The following is a 19,851-nucleotide window of genomic DNA, read 5'->3' as shown; positions in this document are numbered from 1 at the left end:
AACGCACCCGACCCGTAAAAAGCAATACTCGTGCTAGGGTCGGAAACTGTGAAGACCGCACGATTATGGCCCTGACCAGCACTTTTATCATACGCATTCTAAATGGTAAATGCTATTCGCTCACCTGCGTAACAATAGCCCGGAAAATACTGGAGCACGCGTGGAACTGACCGGACGGGTCGTCGTGCTGACCGGCGCCGCACACGGAATCGGGGCCGCCATGGCGCGGCGCTTCGCCACCGAGGGCGCGGCCGGGGTGGTCGTGTCCGACGTCGACGCCGCGGGCGCCGGGCGGGTGGCGGACGAGATCGCCGACGCGGGCGGGCGCGCCATCGCCGTGACCACCGACGCGACGTCCAAAAAGGACCTGAAGACGCTGGTCGCGGCGGCCCGCGCCGAGTTCGGCGAGGTGGACCTGTTCTGCGCCAACGCGGGCGCGGCGTTCGGCACCGGCGTCCACGCGGCGGACGAGCAGTGGGCCAGGTCGTGGGAGATCAACGTCATGCAGCACGTCCACGCCGCGCAGGTCGTGCTGCCCGCGATGCTCGCGCGCGGCGAGGGCTACCTGCTGATCACGGCGTCGGGCGCCGGCCTGCTCGGCACGCCCGGCGACGCGCCGTACTCGGTCACCAAGCACGCGGCCGTCGGCCTCGCCGAGTGGCTGGCGATCACCTACCGGCCGCGTGGCGTGCGGGTCAGCGCGCTGTGCCCGCTCGGCGTCCGGACCGCGCTGCTCGAACCCGGCATCGCCGCCGGTCACCCGGCCGCGCTGGCGATCGCCGCGGCCGCGCCGCTGCTCGACCCCGAAGACGTCGCCGAGGCGGTCGTGCGCGGCCTCGGCACGGAAGAGTTCCTGATCCTGCCGCACCCGTCGGTGCGGGAGTCGTTCGTGCGCAAGGCAAGCGCGGTCGACGCGTGGATCGACGAGATGGCTGTCCAAGGAGGCTGACGTGGAGTACCGCAGGCTCGGCGCGAGCGGGCTCGCCGTGAGCGAGATCGCCTACGGCAACTGGCAGACGCACGACGCGCCCGGGTGCGTCGCCGCGGCCCTGGACGCCGGCGTGACGACGTTCCACACCGCGGCGGCGTGGGACGGCGGCGCGGCGGAGACGTCCCTCGGCGAGGCGTTCGCCGGCGTGCGCCGCGACGACATCGTGCTGTGCACCGGGGTGTTCTGGCCCGAGGGCCCGGGGCCGAACGACGCCGGCCTGAGTCGCAAGCACGTGATCGCGTCGCTGGAGGGCTCGCTGCGGCGGCTGCGCACCGACCACGTCGACGTCCACCAGCTGCTGCGCTTCGACTACCGGACGCCGGTCGCCGAAACGTTCCTCGCGCTCTCGGATCTGGTGCGGCAGGGGAAGGTCCGGTACGTCGGCACGTCGGAGTGGACGGCCGAGCAGCTGCTCCAGGCGCATGAGGCGGCGGTGCGGTACGACGTGCCGTTCATCGCGAACCAGCCGCACTACTCGATGCTGTGGCGGGTGCCGGAGGCCCAGGTGATGCCGGTGGGCGAACGGATCGGCGTCGGGCAGTTCGCGGCGATGCCGCTCGCGCAGGGCGTGCTGACCGGCAAGTACCGGGACGGGCGCGTCCCGGCGGGCTCCCGCGCGACGGGGCCGGCGCACGCGCGGCCGCTGCTGATGCCGGAGCTGCTGGAGCGGGTCGAGCTGCTGCGCGGCGTGGCGGACGACGCGGGCCTGACGATGGCGCAGCTCGCGCTGGCGTGGACGTTGCAGCACGAGACCGTCGCGTCGGCGGTGGTGGGCGCGAGCACGCCGGAGCAGGTCACGGAGAACGCGAAGGCCGCCGGCGTCCGGCTGGACCTCGACGTGCTGACGCGGGTCGACCACCTGCTCGGCAGCTTCGTCCAGACCGATCCGCGGCTGGTGTGGTCGCCCCCGGCCTTCTCAGCGTCTTCAGCCTGAGCCGAGGCAGACGAAGGGCCGGCGGAACGGGTCGACGGCGATCGCGTCGGCCAGCGCCAGCGCGGGCCTGTCGCGGACGGCCAGCGCGCGGTAGTAGTCGTCCATCGCGGCCGCCGAGGCGAGGTCGCCGACGCGCGACAGCGGCGCGATCACCGTGCGGGAGCCGCTGGCGAGCAGGGCGCTGGCGAAGCCGAGGGCTTCGTCGCCCGGCCGGATCCGGTTCAGCGCGAGCTCGCAGGCGGCGAAGACGACTTGACGCGGCGGTTGCCGCAGCCCGGCCATCTCGTGCCCGAAGAGCGCGCCGTCGGCGAGTTCGAGGCGGGAGAACAGCGCGTTCTCCGGCTCGTGCGCGCCGTGGGCGGCGAAGTGGGCGAGCTTGGCGCCGTCCATCGCGCGCAGCACCGACTTCACGGTGGCCTTGGCGCCGGTCATGGTCGTCGCGCTGCGGTAGTGGGTGGTCAGCTTCTCCAGCTCACCGCGCGCACCGGCCAGCCCGGGCCCGCGGACGAGCACGATCTTGCGGGCGCGCGGCGACTTCGTCAGCTCGGCGGCGAGCCAGGCGGTCGCCGACGGCGCGACGACGGTGGGCCGCCCCCGCAGCCCCGGCAGGACGCCCCATGGCACGGCGTAGAGCGGCCCGGTGGGGACGATGACCAGTTCGCGGTCGCCGAAGAGCTCGGCGAGCGGCTGGATGAGCTGGGCGTCGAGCTTGTCGGCCTGCTTGCGCGCGGAGGCCATGACGACCTCGGCCAGCCGTTCGGGCAGGTTGTCGGGCGCGAGGGCGTCGAGGTCGACGTTGAGCACGCGCGCGGACTCGGCGGCGGCCCCGGCGGACCCGAGCCGCACGAGCCGGCACTCACCCCCGGCGACGACGATGGCGACGAGCTCGTCCCCGGAGGCGGCGAAGCTGACCAAGGCTCGTTGCCGGAGCTGCGCGACGACCTCACCGAGCCCGGCCACCGGCCGCGGCCGTCCCCAGCGCCCGGTGTGCCAGCCGAGCCGCTGGGCCTCGCGGAGCCGTTCGTTGTACTTGGCCCGCAGCCCGGCGATGGGGTGGCCGTCGTGCTGGGCCTCCTGGATGGCCTGGCCGAGGCCCCGCACCTCGGCCACGCGCGCGGCGAGCTCGGGATCGGTCCCGGCGGAGAGCGGTTCGTAGCGGTAGGTCTGTGCCCGCGTCCGTTCGAGCCAGACGAAGAGGCGCCGGGCATCGTTGCGTTCGAGCACGAGCTTGACGGCGAGGTCGGCGAGCTCCTGGCCGTGGAGGGCGGTCCCGGACACGAGGTCCAGCCCACCCATCCGGTCCCGGACGGCGTCGAGCTCGGTGAGCCCGGACCGGATTTCGGTGAGCGCCTTGGCCTGATTCCCCTGCGCGACGGCTAGCTCGGCCCGGCAGAGGCGGCGCAGCATGCGGTAGTCGATGGGGGTGAGCTGCCCGGGGCGCGGGACTTTCCGGAGGGTCTCGACGGCGCGTTTGAGGTTGCCCCGCCGGATGTCCAAGCGGACGGCCAGCATGCGAGCGGTGGCGGCCTGGTCGGCGAGAAGCGGCGAAGGCATCTTCGCCGCGATGCGAACAGCCCTGGTGGGCAGCGCGGCCGGCACTTCGTCCGAGCGCAGGGCCTCCCGCACATCGGCGTGCAGCCCGATGATCAGGGCGTTGGCCACACAGGTCTGGCAGCCGACGCGCAGCATGCGGCGCCGGGCCGAATCCGCCATCTGCCGCGCGGGCTCGAGATCGTCGGCCAGCAGCGCCGCGGACGCGCGATACAGCTCGGCTCGCGCGAGCTCCTTGCTGATGCTCTGTTCCTCGATGAGCACGGGAAGCACGTCGTCGAGGTGAGAGGCGGCCTCGTCGGCCAAGCCGGCCGCCAGCAGGGCCTCGGCCTGCTCGAACCGCAGCGCGGCCGGCACGTCCATGTCCAGTGCCCGGTAGTTGCGCTCGGCCTCCTCGTAGAACCGGAGAGCTTCCGGCACGTCCCGCACGCGGAGCGCGAGCATGCCCATCGTCCGGCGCACATCGGCGGCCACCGACCGGAGTTCGTACTTCTCCGCCAGCTCGAGCGCACGAGCGAGGTCGCCCTGCGCCGCGGAGACGTTGCCCAGCCGCACCTGCACCCAGGCCCTCGACGACAGCGTCTGGACGAAGCTGCCCATCCGCGTCTCCGGTGCAGGCCCGTGTGCCAGCCGGTACTCCTGGTGCGCCACCGAGATGTCGAAGGACACGAGGCTGTCTTCGTTGCGGCCGACGCTCATCAGCCTCGCCGCGTAGTTGTAGTTCAGGGAGCCGTCGAGCTCGGCCCGCAGCATCGGGTCCGGCACGTCCGCGATCAGCTTCCGCACCTCGTTCAAGCCGGCCAAACCGGCTTCGAGGTCGCCGCTGATCTCCGACGACATGGCCGTCAAGGTGCTCGAAAGGCGGATCCGGGTGACCAGCCAGTCGAGGTGCAGCTGCTCGGTCGACGGACGGACGGTCTCGAGCATGCTCATCCCGCGCTTGAGCAGCCGGACGCCTTCGCGATAGCGCCCGAGGCAGGATGCGTCCGTGGCGGCCTTCTGCAGGGCGCGGACCCTCTCGATGACGGAGACCGGGTCCAGGTTTGTCACAGGCACTCTCCTATGACAGCACAGCCTGTTACCAAAGAAGCCCGCCTGCCAGGCGAAGATCGGCAGGCGGGCGTCACAAGTTGGTCAAGGTCAGCGAGCGACCTGGTAGCACGGCGTGCCGCAGTTGGGCGTCACGACCGGGCCGTCCTTGAGCGGCGGGTGGTCGATGTGCACCCAGCCGTGCTCGTCCGGCTCCGGGTGCGGAACCACCGGGCCGGCCTTCTCGACCGGCTCCGGGGTTTCTTCCGGCTTGGTGTCCGTAGGCGTCGACATGGTCGATCTCCTCTCCCCTGGGGATCTGCATGGGGCCGCTCACCGTGACGGTGAGTCCCCCTCGCGAGGCCCTCTCCCCGCGAACGGACCAATAGTTCCACAACGGAGCAATGATCGGGAGGGTTTTCGCTACGGAAAGTCAGTCCGACCCGCGTGATCAGGGCAAACGCCGTGGCCGGAACGTCCTAACGAGTGAACTCTGTAACGACGTCCATTACGGACGTGCATCCCGCCGGGTGGCCGAGTGGGAGCCAGGGCCGTCCGGGGTGAGGTATTGCGCCGGGCGCGGACGGCGATGCCGGTGATCGGAGAGCCGGCTCAGGAGATGGGTCGGCCGGGTGCGGGCGAGCCGTCGAGCGGGGCGCCGGGTGGGCCTTCGACCCGACGAGCGCGGCGGGTTCGCGCCGAGCTGGGCCCGAACCGGGCGCGCAGCCGGTTCGCGACGGTCCGGGCGACCCGTTGTACGGCCGGCCGCACCTCGGGGCGGGCGCGCAGTCGCGGCGATCGGCCGCCCGGCGAGTTTCGTGGCAGTCCGGCTCTCCGCGGTCGGTGCGGTGAACCTGGCCGCAGCGCCGAGCGAACCGGAGTTGGGCCTAGGCGCCGCTCGGCGACGTAAAGCATCCACTCTCCTGGCCGACTGGCCAGGAGAGTCCTTTGTGGACCGCTACTTCGTCACACCCGCTGTTCTGTCACCGCCTTGTGGATTGCGCTTACCAGCCTTGCGTTCTCCGGGGCCGCTCCGCCTGGAAATGCGAAACGGCGGCGGTTGTAGCCGTAGGCCAGGCCACTGCGGGGGTCTGCGAATGCCTGAGAACCCGCTGCGCCGCTGTGGCCGAATGCTCCTTGTCCCAAGACCGGGTAGTCGTCCGAGACGGCTGCGAAACCGAGGCCGAATGCGTTGCGGTTGCGGGTTGACAGGTCGTCGCCGATCGAATGGATCTGGGCGAACTGCGCCGCCGTCTCCGGGCGTAGGAGCGGGTTGGGGCCGCTGATCGCCGCCGCGTACATTCCGGCCAGGCCGCGTGCCGATGCCACGCCGCCCACCGAGGCCGGGCTCAGGCGGCGGACCACCTTGAGGTTCGGGAGCTCCCAGAGCTCCGGGGCCTTCGGGTGGTTGCGGTTGAACGCGATGCCGGTGATGCTGTCCGGCCCCGTCGCGTTCGCCTCCAGCTCGGCCAGCTGCTCCGGTGTCGGCAGCATCGGCTGCGTCGTCAGGAACCTCGGCTCCAGCTCGTCCGGCAGCCCCAGGTAGAAGTCCAGGCCGAACGGCTGCCGGACGCGCTCCTCGTGGTGCTCCTGGATGCTGCGGCCGGTGACGCGGCGGACCACCTCGCCGGTCAGGGCGCCGATCACCAGCGCGTGGTAGCCGAACTGCGTGGCCGGACGCCAGTACGGCCGCTGCGGGGCGAGCCGCTCGGCGATCACGCGGTCGTCGGCGATCTCGTCGGCTGTGAAGCCGGCGTCCGCGCCCACGACGCCGGCGCGGTGCGCCAGCAGGGTCCGCAGGGTGATCGCCTCCTTGCCCGCCGCGCCGAACTCCGGCCAGTAGTGGCTGACGCGCTGGTCGAGGTCGAGCACGCCGTCCTGGACGAGCAGCGCCACCACCAGGTGCGCCGCCCCCTTGGTCGAGGAGAACACGCCGGTCAGCGAGTCGGCGGTGATCTCGGGGCCGGTCCACAGGTCGACGACGCGTTCGCCGTCGACGTGCGCCACCAGCTGGGCGGCGTAGTCACCGCCTTCGCCCGTCGCGACAGCTGCGAACTCCTCGCGGACCGGCTCGAACCCGTCGGCGACGGTCCCCTGGATGTGCTCGGACGACATGGCGGCTCCCTCAGTGATCTTTCGGTTGCGCTTGGAGTCAACCCGCGCCGCAACGGGGTATTCCGCGTAACGCCGGGGCGTCCCGCCGGGATGTTCCCGGTATGGGGGCACCGGAGCTCGACGCCGAACCGACCGAAACCACGCGGCCCGGCCGCGGACTGGCGATCGCGTCGCTCGCGATCGGCGCGTCCGGGCTCACGCTCGCCGTCGCCACCTGGGCGGCCTGGCTGATCGTCCGGCCGCCGGTGGTGAGCGCGTGGGTGTACTCCTGGGTCGCGCAGGCGTTCGTGCTGGTCCTCGGCGCGCTGTGGTTCGCGCTGCTGCCGATCAGCGTGCTGGCGCTGGTCTTCGGCGTCCACGCCGGGGCGCGCACCCGGCCCGGGCCGGGCCGGATCGGTGCCACGCTCGCCGTCGTCACCGCGCTGCTCGCGCTCTCGGGGGCCGCCGTGTTCGCGACGACGTCGTGGCGGCAGGTCGGCCCGCCCGTCGCCTACTTCGACACCCAAACCGGCTCGCCCCGGTAGAAGGCCCGCACCGGCGGGTACCACCGGACCATGAAGCTGACTTCCACCGTGCTGGGCACGCCGGAGCCGCGTGCGCTCGCCGAGTTCTACTCGAAGCTGCTCGGCTGGCCGATCAAGACCGACGAGCCGGAGTGGGTCACGCTGCGCCCGGACGACGGCAGCGCCGGGTTGTCGTTCCAGCTCGAGACCGAGCACCTCCCGCCGGTGTGGCCGCCCGCCGGCGGCGCCCAGCAGATGCAGCTGCACCTCGACATCGAGGTCGACGACCTCGTCGCGGCCACGGCGGCCGCCACCGCCGCGGGTGCCACGGTCTCGGACTTCCAGCCGCAGGCAGACGTCCGCGTCTGCTTCGATCCGGCCGGGCACCCGTTCTGCCTCTGGACGCGTGAATGAGGTGACGCCCCGCGTTCGTCCGGTCACAGGATCCGCTATGTTCGCTTGAGGTCCTGTTTCCGGCGAACGGAGTTGAGTCCTGTGGGGGTGCACCGGATCTGGCACCACGGACTGGTCCCCACCGAGGGAAAACGCCCCCTGGACGCGTTGCGCGGCAGGCTGATCGCCCGCCAGCGGCAGCACGACGACTACACGGTCGCCGATCTCGGCTCCTCCGACGACGGCGGTTCGCGCCGGTGCGACCTGAAGTTCGGGTGGACGGGCGGCGAAGGCCGCTACTCCGTTCAGGTATTGCTTTCGCTGTGCTACCACGCCGGCGAGGACCGCGTGGCGTGGTTGCTGGCCGCCGCGTGCACCCGGCCTTGGCGCAGCTGCCACGAAGCGCCGGCGCACCGGATCGGACTCGAGGAGCTCGGCGCGAGCGGGAGTGACGAGATCCCGATCGAAGCGCCGGTTCTCGCGATGCGCGGCTGGTCTCGCAAGGAGTGCGACCGCGTCGCCGAACTGCTGGGCGAGGCACTGGTGGCGGAATGGCGGACGTCGGCGGTGCTGGTGCTCACCGAACCGCCGGACGTGCCTCTCGACGGCTGGCCCGGGCTGGTCAACGTCTTCGACGTCGACGACCGCTTCCGCCGCACCCTCAACCAGCACGTGCCCCTCGGCTACGAGGCGCCGCAGGGCGCGCGGCTGTACGCGCCGCCGTGCGATCAGCTCCCGGACTTCGTCGAGGCCGCCAGCCCCGTGTCCGGCGAGGCGCTCCAGGGCGCGATCACGCGGCTGCTCCAGACGCGCGGCCGGACGCCGCTGCCCGAGGAGTGGGCGGAGGTTCCGAGCGTGAAAGCGTGGTATGCCAACGATCCGTTCGACGCGCCCGAGCGGGAACCGGACGCCGAGCTGACGGAGAAGCTGGACCGCGTCGAGCGCGAGCTGGCGGAGGCGCGGGGCGTGATCACGATCCTGCGCAAGAAGTCGAAGGCCGACACCGAGGACCGGGATCGGCACGCCGGCGAGGCGAAGGTGCTCCGCCGCCGGCTCGAGGACCTCTCCGCGATCGACGTCGCGTGCCTGCGGACGCAGCTCGCGCGACTGCAGGGCGAGGTGGACGACTACGCGCGCGCGTTCGAGGAGACGGAGACCGAACGCGACGAGCTCAGACGCGTGAACGGGCTCCTGGCGGGCACGCTCGCCCGGTACCACGACGCCGACGACGAGGTCGCCGCCACCGAGCGTCCACCCGAGGAGTTCCCCAGCTTCGCCGAGCTGATCGGCGCCGCGACGGCGACGCTCACGCACCTCGCGATCACGGCCGAACCGGCACCGGCCGCGATCCTCGACCACCACCCGAAAGCCGGCGCCTGGCGACGTAAGGCGTGGGACGCGCTCCGCACCCTCGACGCGTACGCCGGCGCGCGGACGACGTTGCTCGACGCGGGTCAGGATCCCGGGCCCGAGCTCTCGGACGTGCTCGCGTTCGCCCGCACCGGCCAGCCGGGTTCGCTGATCAGCGCCAACATCATCGCCCTGGCCGAGTCGGACACCGTGACCACGAACGAACGGCTCCGCCAAGCGCGGACGTTCCGCGTCGACCCGCGGACGAATCCCGTCGGCCGCGACTACTTCGGCGCCCACATCGCCCTGGAGCGCTTCAAGTCGCCCGCCCCTCGGCTGCACTTCCTCGACGACACCGACCGCACGGGCACGGTGTACGTCGGGTACCTCGGCGCCCACCTGCCGACGTCGAAGACCAACTGAGCGAGAATCGCGCGCATGACGGAGATCGCGCGGAAACACCTGGCCTACTGCTGGATCGCCCGCGGCGACCGGGTGCTGTTCCTCCGGCGCGGGCCCGGTGTTTTCCTGGCGGGACGGTGGGAACTGCCCGGCGGAACCGTCGAGCCCGGCGAAGCTTTCGAAGCCACCGCGATCCGGGAAGCGGCGGAAGAGACGGGGTTGCGCGTCCGGGTCACGGGTGAACTCGCCCGCGATTCCTGGCCGGACGTCGCCGGGCGCGCGATGGAGATCCACGCTTTCGTATACACGGTGGAAGAAGACGGCACCGGAGACGTCGTGCTCAACCCGGAAGAGCACGACGACTTCACGTGGCTCACGCCGCGGGAAGCGCGACGCCTCGAGATGGCGGAGCATTTTCGCCGGCTGCTGTGATCGCCGCGGGTGCGGCACCGGTCTTCGGCCGCGGGGCGGGGAAAGAGTGGTCATGCCACCGACATTACCGAACACACGTGCGAAAAACATCGCTGAATCGAGTGAACCCGGAACTGCGGAAATTGGGGATTTCCGTTGCCACACAAAGGAACCGCGCGTTAGAAGCCCCCGATTTCCACACTACCAGCGGGCACCGACAAAACGGGCTCGTCGCAGAAGGAAGCCTGCCGGTTGACTGATGTCAGGTTCCTGACATACAGTGGCTCATGTCAGGAACCTGACACGTGACCAGAAGGAGCGACACCATGCCCGCCACCGGCCCCGACTTCATCTCGCTGCAAGCGCGTGACCTCGACGCTTCGCAGGCGTTCTACGAGCAGTACCTCGGCCTCGTCCGCTCGCCGGCCGGGCCTCCGCACGCCGTCGTCTTCGAGACGAAGCCGATCGCGTTCGCGCTTCGCGATGTCGTTCCCGGTACCGATCTCGACTCCGTCGCCCAGCCCGGCATCGGTGCCGCGATCTGGCTCCACGCCACCGACGTCCAGGCCATTCACGACGCTCTCGTCGCCGACGGGCGCACCATCGTCTCCGCGCCGATCGACGGCCCCTTCGGCCGGACGTTCACCTTCGCCGACCCCGACGGCTACCACGTCACCCTCCACGACCGCAGCTGACCACGACACGGCGCTAGCGGGGAACCAGATACCGCAGCAGCACACTCTTGCCATCGGTGAGCACCGAAGCCAGCTCCAGCGAAGCCGGGTCGATCGCCCCGCCCACCGCCGCGCGGCCGGCCGCTCCCGCCACCAGGAACGGTGCCACCGTCAGGCGGAACTCGTCGATCACGCCCGCCTCGATCAGCGAGCCGAACAGCCTGGGCCCGCCCTCGCAGTCGATGCGGCCCAAACCCTCGGCCACCAGCGTCGAGACCACCTGCGAAGCCGAACCCACCACGAACACCCGGGCCCCGTTCGCCGCCCAGTCCGCGCGCACCGACGCGGGCGCCGCCGCGGAGGTGAACACCAGCGTCGGGACCGCCGCCTTCGTGATCACCGGGGCGTCCGGGGGCAGCGAGCCCGTCGTCACCACCGCGACCGGCGCGATCGGGGCCAGCCCGAACCGGCGGCGGCGGTCGGCGGAACGCTCGTCGGGGCGGCTGCCCTCGAACCCCTCCGCCATCGCCGTGCCCGCGCCCACCAGCACCACGTCCGCCAGGTCGTTGCCCAGCCGGTAGACGATGCGGTCGGCCGGGGTCGACAGGCTCGCCGACCGGCCCTCGACCGCGATCGCGCCGTCCGTGCTGGACACGAAGTTGACCGCGACCCACCGGGGGTCGGCCGGGTAGCGGTAGAGCTGCTCGAGGTCGTGGTCGTCGAGGCCGCGCTCGACCGGCCAGATCTGCCGGATCACTCCCATCGGAGTGCCGCGTCGGGCTCCGGGAGCACTCGGACCAGCGGGTGGTCACGGCTCGACCGGCCGCCCCGGAAGACGACGTCGGGGGTCTTCATCGCACTCTCCCTGCTGGGCATCCGGGCGTCCCGATCATAGGCGAGACCAGCAGGTATGCGTTCTTCGCCGGCAGGTGGCGGGGCCTCGTCGCCGGGCCACCCGACCGTGGCGGAACTCCTCAGGAGGCGATGGCCTCGTTGATCGCCAGCAGCTCCTGTGCGGTGCGCGTGGCGGCGAACTCGATGACCTCGTACCGGGCGAGACGCCGGACGACGAACGGGTCGCTGGCGAGGATCGCGTCGAGCCTGCCGCGCAGCACCGAGCGCGTCAGGATCACGTGGTCGGCCGCGCCGCTCCCCTTTCCGGAAACGAGGAAGACTCCCTTCGTGAATTGCTTGCGCAACCAGTCCGAATGGTCCGGGAGCGCGTAGTCGACTTCTGTTTCGGGTGCTGTGTAGGTCAGCAGGGCTATGTACATGATTCGATGGTAGAACTCTTCCGGCCGCGGCGCATCCGCCTGGCGAGTGTCGCGGCACACGCGTTTTCCCCTTATTCGGTCAAGAACAACGCAATTCCTTTACCAACACTTTTCGACATTTCTCCACGATTGCCGTACGCCCGTCGTCGTACGGCACACAGTCGCCACCGGGCCGACGCGGTGACGGCCTCGCCGGCGCGACACTCGGCGCCATGAACGCAGTGACCCGGATCTGGCACGACGGCAGGCGGACCGAACGGATCGCCTACGCGATCGGCGCGGCACTGTTCGTGAGTGGCGTCGTGCACGCGGTCGTGCTCGTCGCCACCGGCGGCTCGTGGCTGGGGCCGCTGTCGATGCGCAAGGCCGTCACGTTCGGCCTGTCGTTCGGGCTGACGCTCGCGTCGGTCGCCTGGGCGACGTCGTTCCTCACCGTCCGCCCCCGCCTGCGCACGATCCTCCTCGGCGCGTTCACGGCCGCGAGCGTCGCCGAGGTCGCGCTGGTCAGCATGCAGGCCTGGCGCGGTGTGCCGTCGCACTTCAACTTCGAGACGCCGTTCGACAACGTCGTGTCGATGACGCTCGCCGCCGGGGGTGGCGTGATCATCCTGACCATCATCGGCTTCACGGCCGCCGCGCTGGTCGAGCCCGGTCCGGACGCGCCGAGCCTGCGCCTGGCCGTCCGCGCCGGCCTGGTCGTCCTCCTGGTCGCGCTGGCCACCGGCGCGGTGATGATCGCCCGCGGCGTCGTCGAGGCACGCGGCGGCGACCCGCAGGGCGCGTACACCACCGCCGGCTCGCTCAAGCCGCTGCACGCGGTCGCGATGCACGCGATCCTCGTGCTCCCCGCGCTGGCCTGGGTCCTGCGGTTCACCCGCTGGCCCGAGGCACACCGGCTGCGCGTCGTGCGGGCGGCGGTCGTCGCCGACGCCCTGCTCACCGCCGTGATCGGCGTCGAGTCCTTCGCCGGCATCGACCCGCTGGCCGCGCCGCTGCCGCTCCTCGCGCTCTCCGTGCTGGCCGGCGCCGCGCTGGCCGGTCTCGGGATCTACGCCGTGACCGGTGTTGAACCGTCCGTCCGATTCACACGTATCCCCATCGGGAAGGCAAGGGGCCGGTAAAGCGGCGGACGGAGACCACGCGTGCGGCACGGTATGACCACCAGAGGCCTTTTCCAGCAGAGTGCGGCCCACAGCCCGTCGTTCTTCTCCGTGGCCAGGGCGATGGGACAGCACGCCGACGACCTCGCGGACTTCTGCATCCCCTGCAACCCCTACTTCCCCACCGACGAGATGTTCGGCGAGCTGGAGCGCAACCTCCGCACGATCCTCAAGTTCTACCCGAGCGACGCGGGCGCGATCACCGCGCAGCTGGCGCACGTGCTGCGGCTCAACCCGTCGACGATCTCGCTGGCCAACGGGTCGACCGAGCTGATCACCTGGATCGACCGGCTGCTGGTCGACGCCAGCATCGCCGTGCCGATCCCGACGTTCGGCCGCTGGACCGACCAGCCCCTCGAGACCGGCAAGCGCGTCGACATGTTCCTGCTCAAGGAGTCCGACAACTTCGAGCTCCGCGTGGACGAGTACGTCGACTTCATCAAGCGCCGCGGCTCCCGGGTCGCGGTGCTGTGCAACCCGAACAACCCCGACGGCGGGTACCTGCCGCGCCGCGAGGTGATCCGGTTCATGGACGCCCTCGAAGACCTGGACCTCGTGGTGATCGACGAGTCGTTCATCGACTTCGTCGAGGCCGAGATGAGCCCGTCGGTGGCCGCCGAAGCCGTCGTGCGGCCGAACGTCATCGTGCTGAAGAGCCTCGGCAAGAACTTCGGGCTGCACGGGATCCGGTTCGGCTACCAGGTGTCGAACCCGGCGTTGACGCGCAAGCTGTCGGGCGCGCTGCCGAAGTGGAACCTGAACTCGCTCGCCGAGACCGTCATCTTCATGCTCGCCGAGCGCCGCGCGGAGTACGAGGACAGCCTGAAGAAGCTCGCCCTCGACCGGTTCATGATGAACTCGCAGCTGAACCAGTTCCAGGAGCTGACGGTGTTCCCGTCGCAGGCGAACTTCCTGCTGGTCAAGCTGCCCGGGTCGGTCGACGGCGCCGAGCTGTGCGACTACCTGCTCGCCGAGCACCACCTGCTGGTGCGCCAGTGCGGCAACAAGATCGGCATGACCAGCCAGTTCATGCGCTTCGGGGTGCGGCCGGACACCGAGGTCGAGCGGCTGGTCGAGGGCCTGCGCGGGGTCGAGCGGCTGGGTGGCGGCGGGCGCCACACGCCGACGATCGAGCTCGTCGCGCACTCCCGCGAGCCGGAACGGTCGATCAGCTGAGCACGTGGGCCATGGCGGGCGCAGGCGCGAACGAGCGGCCGTTCGCCGGCCTCGACCGCTCCGGCCGCACCCGACGCCTGCGCCGGCTCGCCGAAGCGGCCTTGACCGACTACGACGTGCCGGTGGCCCGGTTGACGCCGCTGGGCCGCGGGCTCAACACGACGTTCCGCGTCGACGGCGCGGACGGCCACCGGTACGTGCTGCGCGTGCAGCGCGCCGACGGCCCGAGCACCGCGCAGGTGCGGGCCGAGATGACGTGGCTCGCCGCGCTGGGCCGCGAAACCGACCTCATCGTGCCCCGGCCGGTGCCGACGCGGGCGCGGGACCTGGTCACCGTGGTCGCCGACCCGGCGGTGCCCGAGCCGCGCACCTGCGTGCTCTGCCACTGGGTCGACGGCCGGTTCGTCGACGAACGGCTCAGCGCGCCGCAGCTCTACGCGGTGGGCGAGTTCGCCGCGCGGCTGCACCTGCACGGCGCGCGGATGAACGGCCTCGACCGCGGCCGCGTCGACGACGTGACCGACTTCGGCCGCTCGCAGGTCGACGGCTTCTCCGACGCCGTGCTCGACCGGGCGGTCGCGCTGGCCGGCGGCGACGAACGGGTGCGCGCCGCCGCCGGGCGCGTGCGCGCGATCCGGAGCGACCTGGGGTGCGGCGCCGACGTCTTCGGCCTGGTCCACGGCGACCTGCGCCAGGAGAACTACCTGTTCCACCGCGGCCGCGTCCGGGCGATCGACTTCGACGACTGCGGGTACGGGCACTTCGCCTACGACCTCGCCGTGGCGCTCGACGAGCTCAAGCACCTGCCGCAGCGGGACGAGCTGCGGGAGTCGCTCCTGGACGGCTACCGGTCGGTGCGCCCGGACGCGGTGACGACCGACCCGGCGGTGCTGAACGCCTTCGCCGGGCTCCGCCGGGTCCAGCTCCGGCTGCGGGCCTGACGTTACACACCGGCGTTACAATTGCTACATGGCTGGACGAACGAGCAACGCCACCAGCACCCGCGACCGCCTGTTGCTGGCCGCGGGGCAGCTCCTGCACGAGGCGCAGGGCGGCCCGGTGTCGACCCGCGCGATCTGCGAACGCGCCGGCGTCCAGGCCCCCACGCTGTACCACCACTTCGGCAGCAAGCAGGGCCTGCTCGACGCCGTCGTGAACTACGGCTTCACGCAGTACGTGCAGGCACCCGCGCCGGGCGGCGACCCGGTCGACCGGATCCGCGCCGGCTGGGACCGGCACGTCGGGTACGGCCTGGAAAACCCGCAGTTCTACGTGCTGCTCTACGGCCAGATCGAGGCGGGCGTGCCGTGCAACCTCACCTCCAGCGCCGAGGCGATGCTGCTGGAGCTGTTCACGCCGCTGGCGCGCGACGGCCGGCTGCGCGTCGACGCGGCGGAGGCCGCGCGGCAGTTCGCGGCAGCGAACAGCGGGGTCACGCTCAGCCTGATCGCACAGCCCGAAGACGGCCGCGACCTGGCGATGTCCACGCAGGTCAGGGAGGCCGTCCTGGCCGGACTGCTCGCCGAGCGACCGGCCGAGGGCTCGTCCGTCGGCGCGCTCGCGGTCGCTTTGTCGACCGCGCTCGCGGACGACGTCGACGAGCTGACCACGACCGAACGGCACCTGCTGCGGGAGTGGCTACACCGCCTCTCGAACTGATGGCGCTACATTTGATACATTGATTCCTATGACGAATGTAGCGAACCTTGGCACCTTCGGCGTGTTCCTGTCCCCGCACCGCGACGACCCGACCCGCAAGCTCCACGCCATCGCGGCGGACAAGCTGGGCTACGGCACGGCCTGGCTCGGCACCGGGCGCGCGTCGATCAGCGACCTCGCGTTCGTCGAGGACATCCTGGCCTCGACCGAGCGGATCACCGTGGCGACGGCGATCGTGAACGTCTGGGCCGACGAGCCGGAGCCGCTGGCCGCGTCGTATCACCGGCTCGCGGAGCGGTACGGAAAGCGCTTGCTGCTGGGGATCGGTGTCGGCCACCCCGAGTCCGTCACCGGCTACCACAGCCCGTTCGACACGCTCGTCGGATTCCTGGACCGGCTCGACGCGGCCGGCGTGCCCGCCGAGGCCCGGGTGCTCGCCGCGCTCGGCGACCGCGTGCTGAAGCTGGCCAGGGACCGCACCGCGGGCGCGCACCCGTACCTCGTGCCGGTCGCGCACACGCGGCACGCCCGGTCGGTCCTGGGCGCGGGAAAGATCCTGGCTCCGGAACAGAAAGTCGTCGTCGGCAGCCCCGAGGAGGCTCGCGAAGTCGGCCGCGCCTTCATCCGCGAGCCCTACCTCGGGCTGCGCAACTACGTGAACAACCTGCTGCGCCACGGGTACACCGACGCCGACGTCGCCGGCGGCGGCAGCGACCGGCTGATCGACGACCTCGCGGTGCACGGCACGCCGGAGGACATCGCGAAGCGGCTACGGTCCCATGTGGACGCCGGCGCCGACCACGTCGCCGTCCAGGTGATCGGCCGGTCGGCCGAGGTCGAGGCCGAAAACCACCGGCAGCTGGCCGAAATCCTGCTCTGAACAGCTCTGCTCAGCCGGGCGCGGGCAGGAGGGCGTTCAGCGCGTCGACGATCGTGCGCTCCTCGTAGGCGAAGTGGTCGTCCAAAGCGGACGCCAGCCGATCGAACTCCGCCCGCAGCCGGGCCGGATCGGTTTCCTCGTCGACGAGCCGCTGGATCTCCTCCTGCAGCCGCGCGACGACGACGTGCTCCTCGCCCAGCTTGTCCAGCGTGGACGCGAGCGCCGGGAACCGCGTGGCCAGCATGGGGAAGATCGCGGCGCCCTCCCCCGAGTGGTGCCGGGTGAGCGCGGTGCAGAAACCGGAACACCGCGTGCTCAGGCTGTGCGACCCGCCGTCGCGCAGCTTCCGCAGCTCGGCGCGCAGCCAGTCGTGTACCTCGACCAGCCAGTCGCCCATGCGGCGCACGGCGTCGAGCCGGAGCAGCTCCACGACCGGCAGCACGCGGGTCGTTTTCGCCTGGTAGTCCGCGAACCCCGGTTCGCGCGCGACGACCTCGGCGAACAGCGCGTCGCGGTCCGGCGGGAGCGCGGCCATCGCTTCGAACGTCTCGGTGCCGCTTTCCACGGTGACCAGCGGGTTGTGGCGGATGTTGTGGTACCAGGCGGGGTGCTTCGGCGAGCCCATCGCCGAAGCGACGACGACCAGGCGGCCGTCGATGTCCAAGGCTCCCAAGGTAACGCGGTGTTCCCGGCCGGTGCGGGCACCGGTCGTGGTGAGCAAGATCAAGCTGGTCCTTTCCGATGAAGTGATCACCGGAGGCCGTGAACCGACACGGAACGGGCGCGCGGAGGGCACACTTCTGCCAGGGACGGCAGAACGTGTCGATTCAAGGGGGCTGAGTAGCCACTACCTCCGTGCGTAGGCCCATCCGGGGCGCATCGCCACGCTAGCACGGAATCAGCGTGCCTCGGCGGCTTTTCGCGCTTCCTCGGCGGCGTTGTCGGCCTGCTCGTAGGTTTCCTTCGCCTTCTCGAACTCCGCCGTCGCGCGCTCGGCGCGTTCCTCCGCCTCGGCCAGACGGGCGCGCAGGTCGTCGACGCGGGCCGTCGCCTGCTCGGCCGCACGTTCGGTGCGGACCAGGTCGCGCTCGGCCACCGCGCGCTCCTTGGCCAGCTCGGCGGCCTCCTTGCGCAGGCGCTCGCGCTCGGCCCGGACGCGTTCGCGTTCCTTGCGATCCTCTTCTTCGCGCCGGTGGTCCTTTTTGGGCTTCGCCGGTTCGGCCTTTTCCACCAGCTTCGCCGGGCGCTTGCCGGTGGACGGCGGGGCGGCACTCGCGGCGAGGGTGAACCACTGGTCGGTGTCCTGGTGCGCCACCGACGTCAGGCGCCCGGCCACGGCGAGCCCGGCGGTGCCCGGGTCGGCCGCGACGGCTTCGAGGGTCGCCTCGACCTCGCGGGAGACGGTGTCGCTCATCGACGGCAGCCCGTGCAGGATCCGCCGGACCAGGTCGCCGCGGCGCCTCGTCAGGGCTCGCAGGTCGTCGCCGGCCAGGCGGCTGTGCGCGTCGCGCAGCTCGTCGCCCAGCTCGGCCAGCTCGCGCAGCTCGGCGGCATCGTCCCTGGCCAGGCGGTTGACGATGGCCGCGGCGGTGGTCGGCTTCCGCAGCTCGCGGATCCGCGTCGCGAGCTCGGCGTCCCCCTCGGCCTTCGCGGCCTTCGCCGCCGCGTTGCGCGCGCTGATGAACTCCGCGAGGTCACCCCCGTAGAGCTCGCCGGCCACCGTGTCGAAGTCCATCGTGCTCCAGCGAACCACATCGGACTGGTGCGAGCACCTGCGAAGAGTCATCATCGGGGGCATGTTCTTCGATCTGGGTGTCCGGGACTTCCTCGACCGCGCGGAAACGGTGTACCCGGACCGCGTCGCGGTGGTCGACGAGCCGGACCAGCCCGCGCCGAGCTGGGGCTCGCTCACCTACCGCGAAGTGGCGAAGCGGGCGCGTGCGCAGGCCGCGCACCTCGACGAGCTGGGCGTGCCGGTCGGCGGGCGCGTCGCGATGGTGTCGCACAACGCCGCGCGGCTGCTCGTGTCGTTCTTCGGCGTGTCCGGCTGGGGCCGGGTCCTGGTGCCGGTCAACTTCCGGCTGGCGCCGGCCGAGGTCAAGTACATCGTGGAGCACTCCGGGGCCGAGGTGCTGATCGTCGACCCCGAGGTGGAGCACCTGCTGGACACGGTGACGGCGAAGCACGTCTTCGTCCTGGGCCGCGACGACGAAGCGATCTGGGGCGGCGACGGGTCACCGGCGCCGTGGGCCGGCGACGAGTCCGCGACGGCGACCATCAACTACACCTCGGGCACGACGGCGCGGCCGAAGGGCGTGCAGCTCACCCAGCGCAACATCTGGCTGAACGCGGCGGTGTTCGGCCTGCACACGACGTTGAGCGACAACGACGTCCTGCTGCACACGCTGCCGATGTTCCACTGCAACGGCTGGGGCATGCCGTACGCGGTGACCGGGCTGGGCGGGCGGCACATCGTGCTGCGGAAGGTCGACGGCACCGAGATCCTGCGTCGGATCGCCGAGCACGGCGTGACGATCCTGTGTGCCGCGCCCGCGGTGGTGACGGCGGCCCTGGACGGCGCGGCGACCTGGGAGGGCGAGATCCCGGGCCGCGACCGCGTCCGGATCGTCGTGGCCGGCGCACCGCCGCCGACGCGCACGATCGAGCGGGTGCGGGCGGAGCTGGGCTGGGAGTTCATCCAGATCTACGGCCTCACCGAGACGGCGCCGCTGCTGACGGTCAACCGGATGCGCAGCGAGTGGGCGGACCTCGACCCGCACGAGCAGGCCCGGCTGCTGGGCCGGGCGGGGACGCCGGCGCTGGGCGTCCGGATCGCCGTCGACACGGACGGCGAGGTGCTCGCGCAGTCGAACCACAACCTGGACGGGTATTGGGAGAACCCTTCGGAGACCGCGCGGGTCCAGGAGGGCAACTGGTTCCACACCGGCGACGGCGGAACGTTCGACGACGGGTACCTGACGATCGCGGACCGCAAGAAGGACGTGATCATCTCGGGTGGCGAGAACGTGTCGTCGATCGAGGTGGAGGACGCGCTGAACTCGCACCCGGCGGTGCGCGAGGTGGCGGTGATCGGCATCCCGGACGAGAAGTGGGGCGAGCTGGTGACGGCTTTGGTGGTCACTTCGTCGGAGGTGACCGCGGAGGAGCTGATCAAGCACTGCCGGGAGTACTTGGCGGGGTACAAGTGCCCGAAGCGAATAGAGTTCCTCGATGAGCTTCCTCGGACGGCTACGGGCAAGATCCAGAAGTTCAAGCTCAGGGAGCCGTACTGGGAAGGCCAGTCCCGACAGGTCAACTGACCTGCGCTTCTTCTTCTCCGCGGGTTCGG

The 19,851-nt window shown here is 71.2% G+C and carries 20 protein-coding genes; 13 read left to right on the top strand and 7 right to left on the bottom strand.

Going from position 1 to position 19,851, the window contains the following annotated elements:
- Nucleotides 1-160 precede the first annotated feature (160 nt).
- Nucleotides 161-949 carry an SDR family oxidoreductase gene (locus ACZ7OU_RS15180; protein WP_470255430.1) on the top strand — a complete coding sequence of 263 codons (789 nt, stop codon included), beginning with the start codon at nt 161-163 and terminating at the stop codon, nt 947-949.
- A gap of 1 nt (nt 950) precedes the next feature.
- Nucleotides 951-1,925 carry an aldo/keto reductase gene (locus ACZ7OU_RS15175; RefSeq protein ID WP_470255429.1) on the top strand — a complete coding sequence of 325 codons (975 nt, stop codon included), beginning with the start codon at nt 951-953 and terminating at the stop codon, nt 1,923-1,925.
- Here ACZ7OU_RS15175 and ACZ7OU_RS15170 read toward each other — a convergent pair.
- The 3 genes from ACZ7OU_RS15170 to ACZ7OU_RS15160 all read right to left on the bottom strand — a co-directional run bounded on the left by ACZ7OU_RS15170 (nt 1,917) and on the right by ACZ7OU_RS15160 (nt 6,620).
- Nucleotides 1,917-4,526 carry a CHAT domain-containing protein gene (locus ACZ7OU_RS15170; protein ID WP_470255428.1) on the bottom strand — a complete coding sequence of 870 codons (2,610 nt, stop codon included), beginning with the start codon at nt 4,524-4,526 and terminating at the stop codon, nt 1,917-1,919. The genes ACZ7OU_RS15175 and ACZ7OU_RS15170 overlap by 9 nt on opposite strands.
- 90 nt (nt 4,527-4,616) lie before the next feature.
- Entirely contained in the window at nt 4,617-4,799 is a 183-nt protein-coding gene (locus ACZ7OU_RS15165; RefSeq protein ID WP_470255427.1) for a hypothetical protein, read from the bottom strand.
- Nucleotides 4,800-5,471: 672 nt separating this feature from the next.
- Nucleotides 5,472-6,620, bottom strand: a complete 1,149-nt coding sequence (locus ACZ7OU_RS15160) for a serine hydrolase domain-containing protein (RefSeq protein WP_470255426.1) — start codon at nt 6,618-6,620, stop codon at nt 5,472-5,474.
- A gap of 101 nt (nt 6,621-6,721) precedes the next feature.
- Between ACZ7OU_RS15160 and ACZ7OU_RS15155 the strand changes: the two genes are divergently transcribed.
- The 5 genes from ACZ7OU_RS15155 (at nt 6,722) to ACZ7OU_RS15135 (ending at nt 10,374) form a co-directional block, all read left to right on the top strand.
- Nucleotides 6,722-7,144, top strand: a complete 423-nt coding sequence (locus ACZ7OU_RS15155) for a hypothetical protein (protein WP_470241347.1) — start codon at nt 6,722-6,724, stop codon at nt 7,142-7,144.
- Nucleotides 7,145-7,174: 30 nt separating this feature from the next.
- Nucleotides 7,175-7,537, top strand: a complete 363-nt coding sequence (locus tag ACZ7OU_RS15150; protein WP_470255425.1) for a VOC family protein — start codon at nt 7,175-7,177, stop codon at nt 7,535-7,537.
- 81 nt (nt 7,538-7,618) lie between these two features.
- Nucleotides 7,619-9,289 (top strand): hypothetical protein, encoded by a 1,671-nt coding sequence (locus ACZ7OU_RS15145; RefSeq protein ID WP_470255424.1) that lies wholly within the window; start codon nt 7,619-7,621, stop codon nt 9,287-9,289.
- A gap of 15 nt (nt 9,290-9,304) precedes the next feature.
- Nucleotides 9,305-9,700: an NUDIX hydrolase gene (locus tag ACZ7OU_RS15140; RefSeq protein ID WP_470255423.1), complete on the top strand. Its 396-nt coding sequence runs from the start codon at nt 9,305-9,307 to the stop codon at nt 9,698-9,700.
- Between the two features lie 305 nt (nt 9,701-10,005).
- A complete protein-coding gene (locus ACZ7OU_RS15135) occupies nt 10,006-10,374 on the top strand; it encodes a VOC family protein (RefSeq protein WP_470255422.1) in 369 nt (122 codons plus the stop codon).
- Nucleotides 10,375-10,387: 13 nt separating this feature from the next.
- Here ACZ7OU_RS15135 and ACZ7OU_RS15130 read toward each other — a convergent pair whose 3' ends face one another.
- Both ACZ7OU_RS15130 and ACZ7OU_RS15125 read right to left on the bottom strand, forming a co-directional pair.
- A complete protein-coding gene (locus tag ACZ7OU_RS15130) occupies nt 10,388-11,110 on the bottom strand; it encodes a dihydrofolate reductase family protein (protein ID WP_470242394.1) in 723 nt (240 codons plus the stop codon).
- 217 nt (nt 11,111-11,327) lie between these two features.
- Entirely contained in the window at nt 11,328-11,627 is a 300-nt protein-coding gene (locus ACZ7OU_RS15125) for a YciI family protein (protein WP_470241352.1), read from the bottom strand.
- Nucleotides 11,628-11,839: 212 nt separating this feature from the next.
- On the opposite strand from ACZ7OU_RS15125, the gene ACZ7OU_RS15120 reads away from it, so the two are divergent.
- Genes ACZ7OU_RS15120 through ACZ7OU_RS15100 form a run of 5 tightly spaced genes read left to right on the top strand, consistent with a single transcriptional unit; the run spans nt 11,840 to nt 16,502 of the window.
- Nucleotides 11,840-12,748, top strand: coding sequence for a hypothetical protein (locus tag ACZ7OU_RS15120; RefSeq protein WP_470255421.1), 909 nt, complete (start codon nt 11,840-11,842; stop codon nt 12,746-12,748).
- Between the two features lie 33 nt (nt 12,749-12,781).
- Nucleotides 12,782-13,963 (top strand): pyridoxal phosphate-dependent aminotransferase, encoded by a 1,182-nt coding sequence (locus tag ACZ7OU_RS15115; protein ID WP_470241354.1) that lies wholly within the window; start codon nt 12,782-12,784, stop codon nt 13,961-13,963.
- Between the two features lie 11 nt (nt 13,964-13,974).
- Complete coding sequence (locus ACZ7OU_RS15110; protein ID WP_470241355.1) at nt 13,975-14,904, top strand: phosphotransferase enzyme family protein; 930 nt, start codon at nt 13,975-13,977, stop codon at nt 14,902-14,904.
- 28 nt (nt 14,905-14,932) lie between these two features.
- On the top strand, nt 14,933-15,622 hold the full coding sequence (locus tag ACZ7OU_RS15105) for a TetR/AcrR family transcriptional regulator (RefSeq protein ID WP_470255420.1): 690 nt from the start codon (nt 14,933-14,935) through the stop codon (nt 15,620-15,622).
- Nucleotides 15,623-15,650: 28 nt separating this feature from the next.
- Complete coding sequence (locus tag ACZ7OU_RS15100) at nt 15,651-16,502, top strand: TIGR03620 family F420-dependent LLM class oxidoreductase (RefSeq protein ID WP_470255419.1); 852 nt, start codon at nt 15,651-15,653, stop codon at nt 16,500-16,502.
- A gap of 10 nt (nt 16,503-16,512) precedes the next feature.
- On the opposite strand, the gene ACZ7OU_RS15095 is transcribed toward ACZ7OU_RS15100, so the two are convergent.
- Nucleotides 16,513-17,256: a nitroreductase/quinone reductase family protein gene (locus ACZ7OU_RS15095; protein WP_470255418.1), complete on the bottom strand. Its 744-nt coding sequence runs from the start codon at nt 17,254-17,256 to the stop codon at nt 16,513-16,515.
- Between the two features lie 144 nt (nt 17,257-17,400).
- A complete protein-coding gene (locus ACZ7OU_RS15090; RefSeq protein ID WP_470242395.1) occupies nt 17,401-18,237 on the bottom strand; it encodes a hypothetical protein in 837 nt (278 codons plus the stop codon).
- Nucleotides 18,238-18,298: 61 nt separating this feature from the next.
- On the opposite strand from ACZ7OU_RS15090, the gene ACZ7OU_RS15085 reads away from it, so the two are divergent.
- A complete protein-coding gene (locus ACZ7OU_RS15085) occupies nt 18,299-19,822 on the top strand; it encodes an AMP-binding protein (protein WP_470255417.1) in 1,524 nt (507 codons plus the stop codon).
- Nucleotides 19,823-19,851 lie beyond the last annotated feature (29 nt).

Source organism: Amycolatopsis sp. NPDC114505, assembly GCF_055633615.1.
This window is presented reverse-complemented; position numbering and strand designations above follow the sequence as displayed.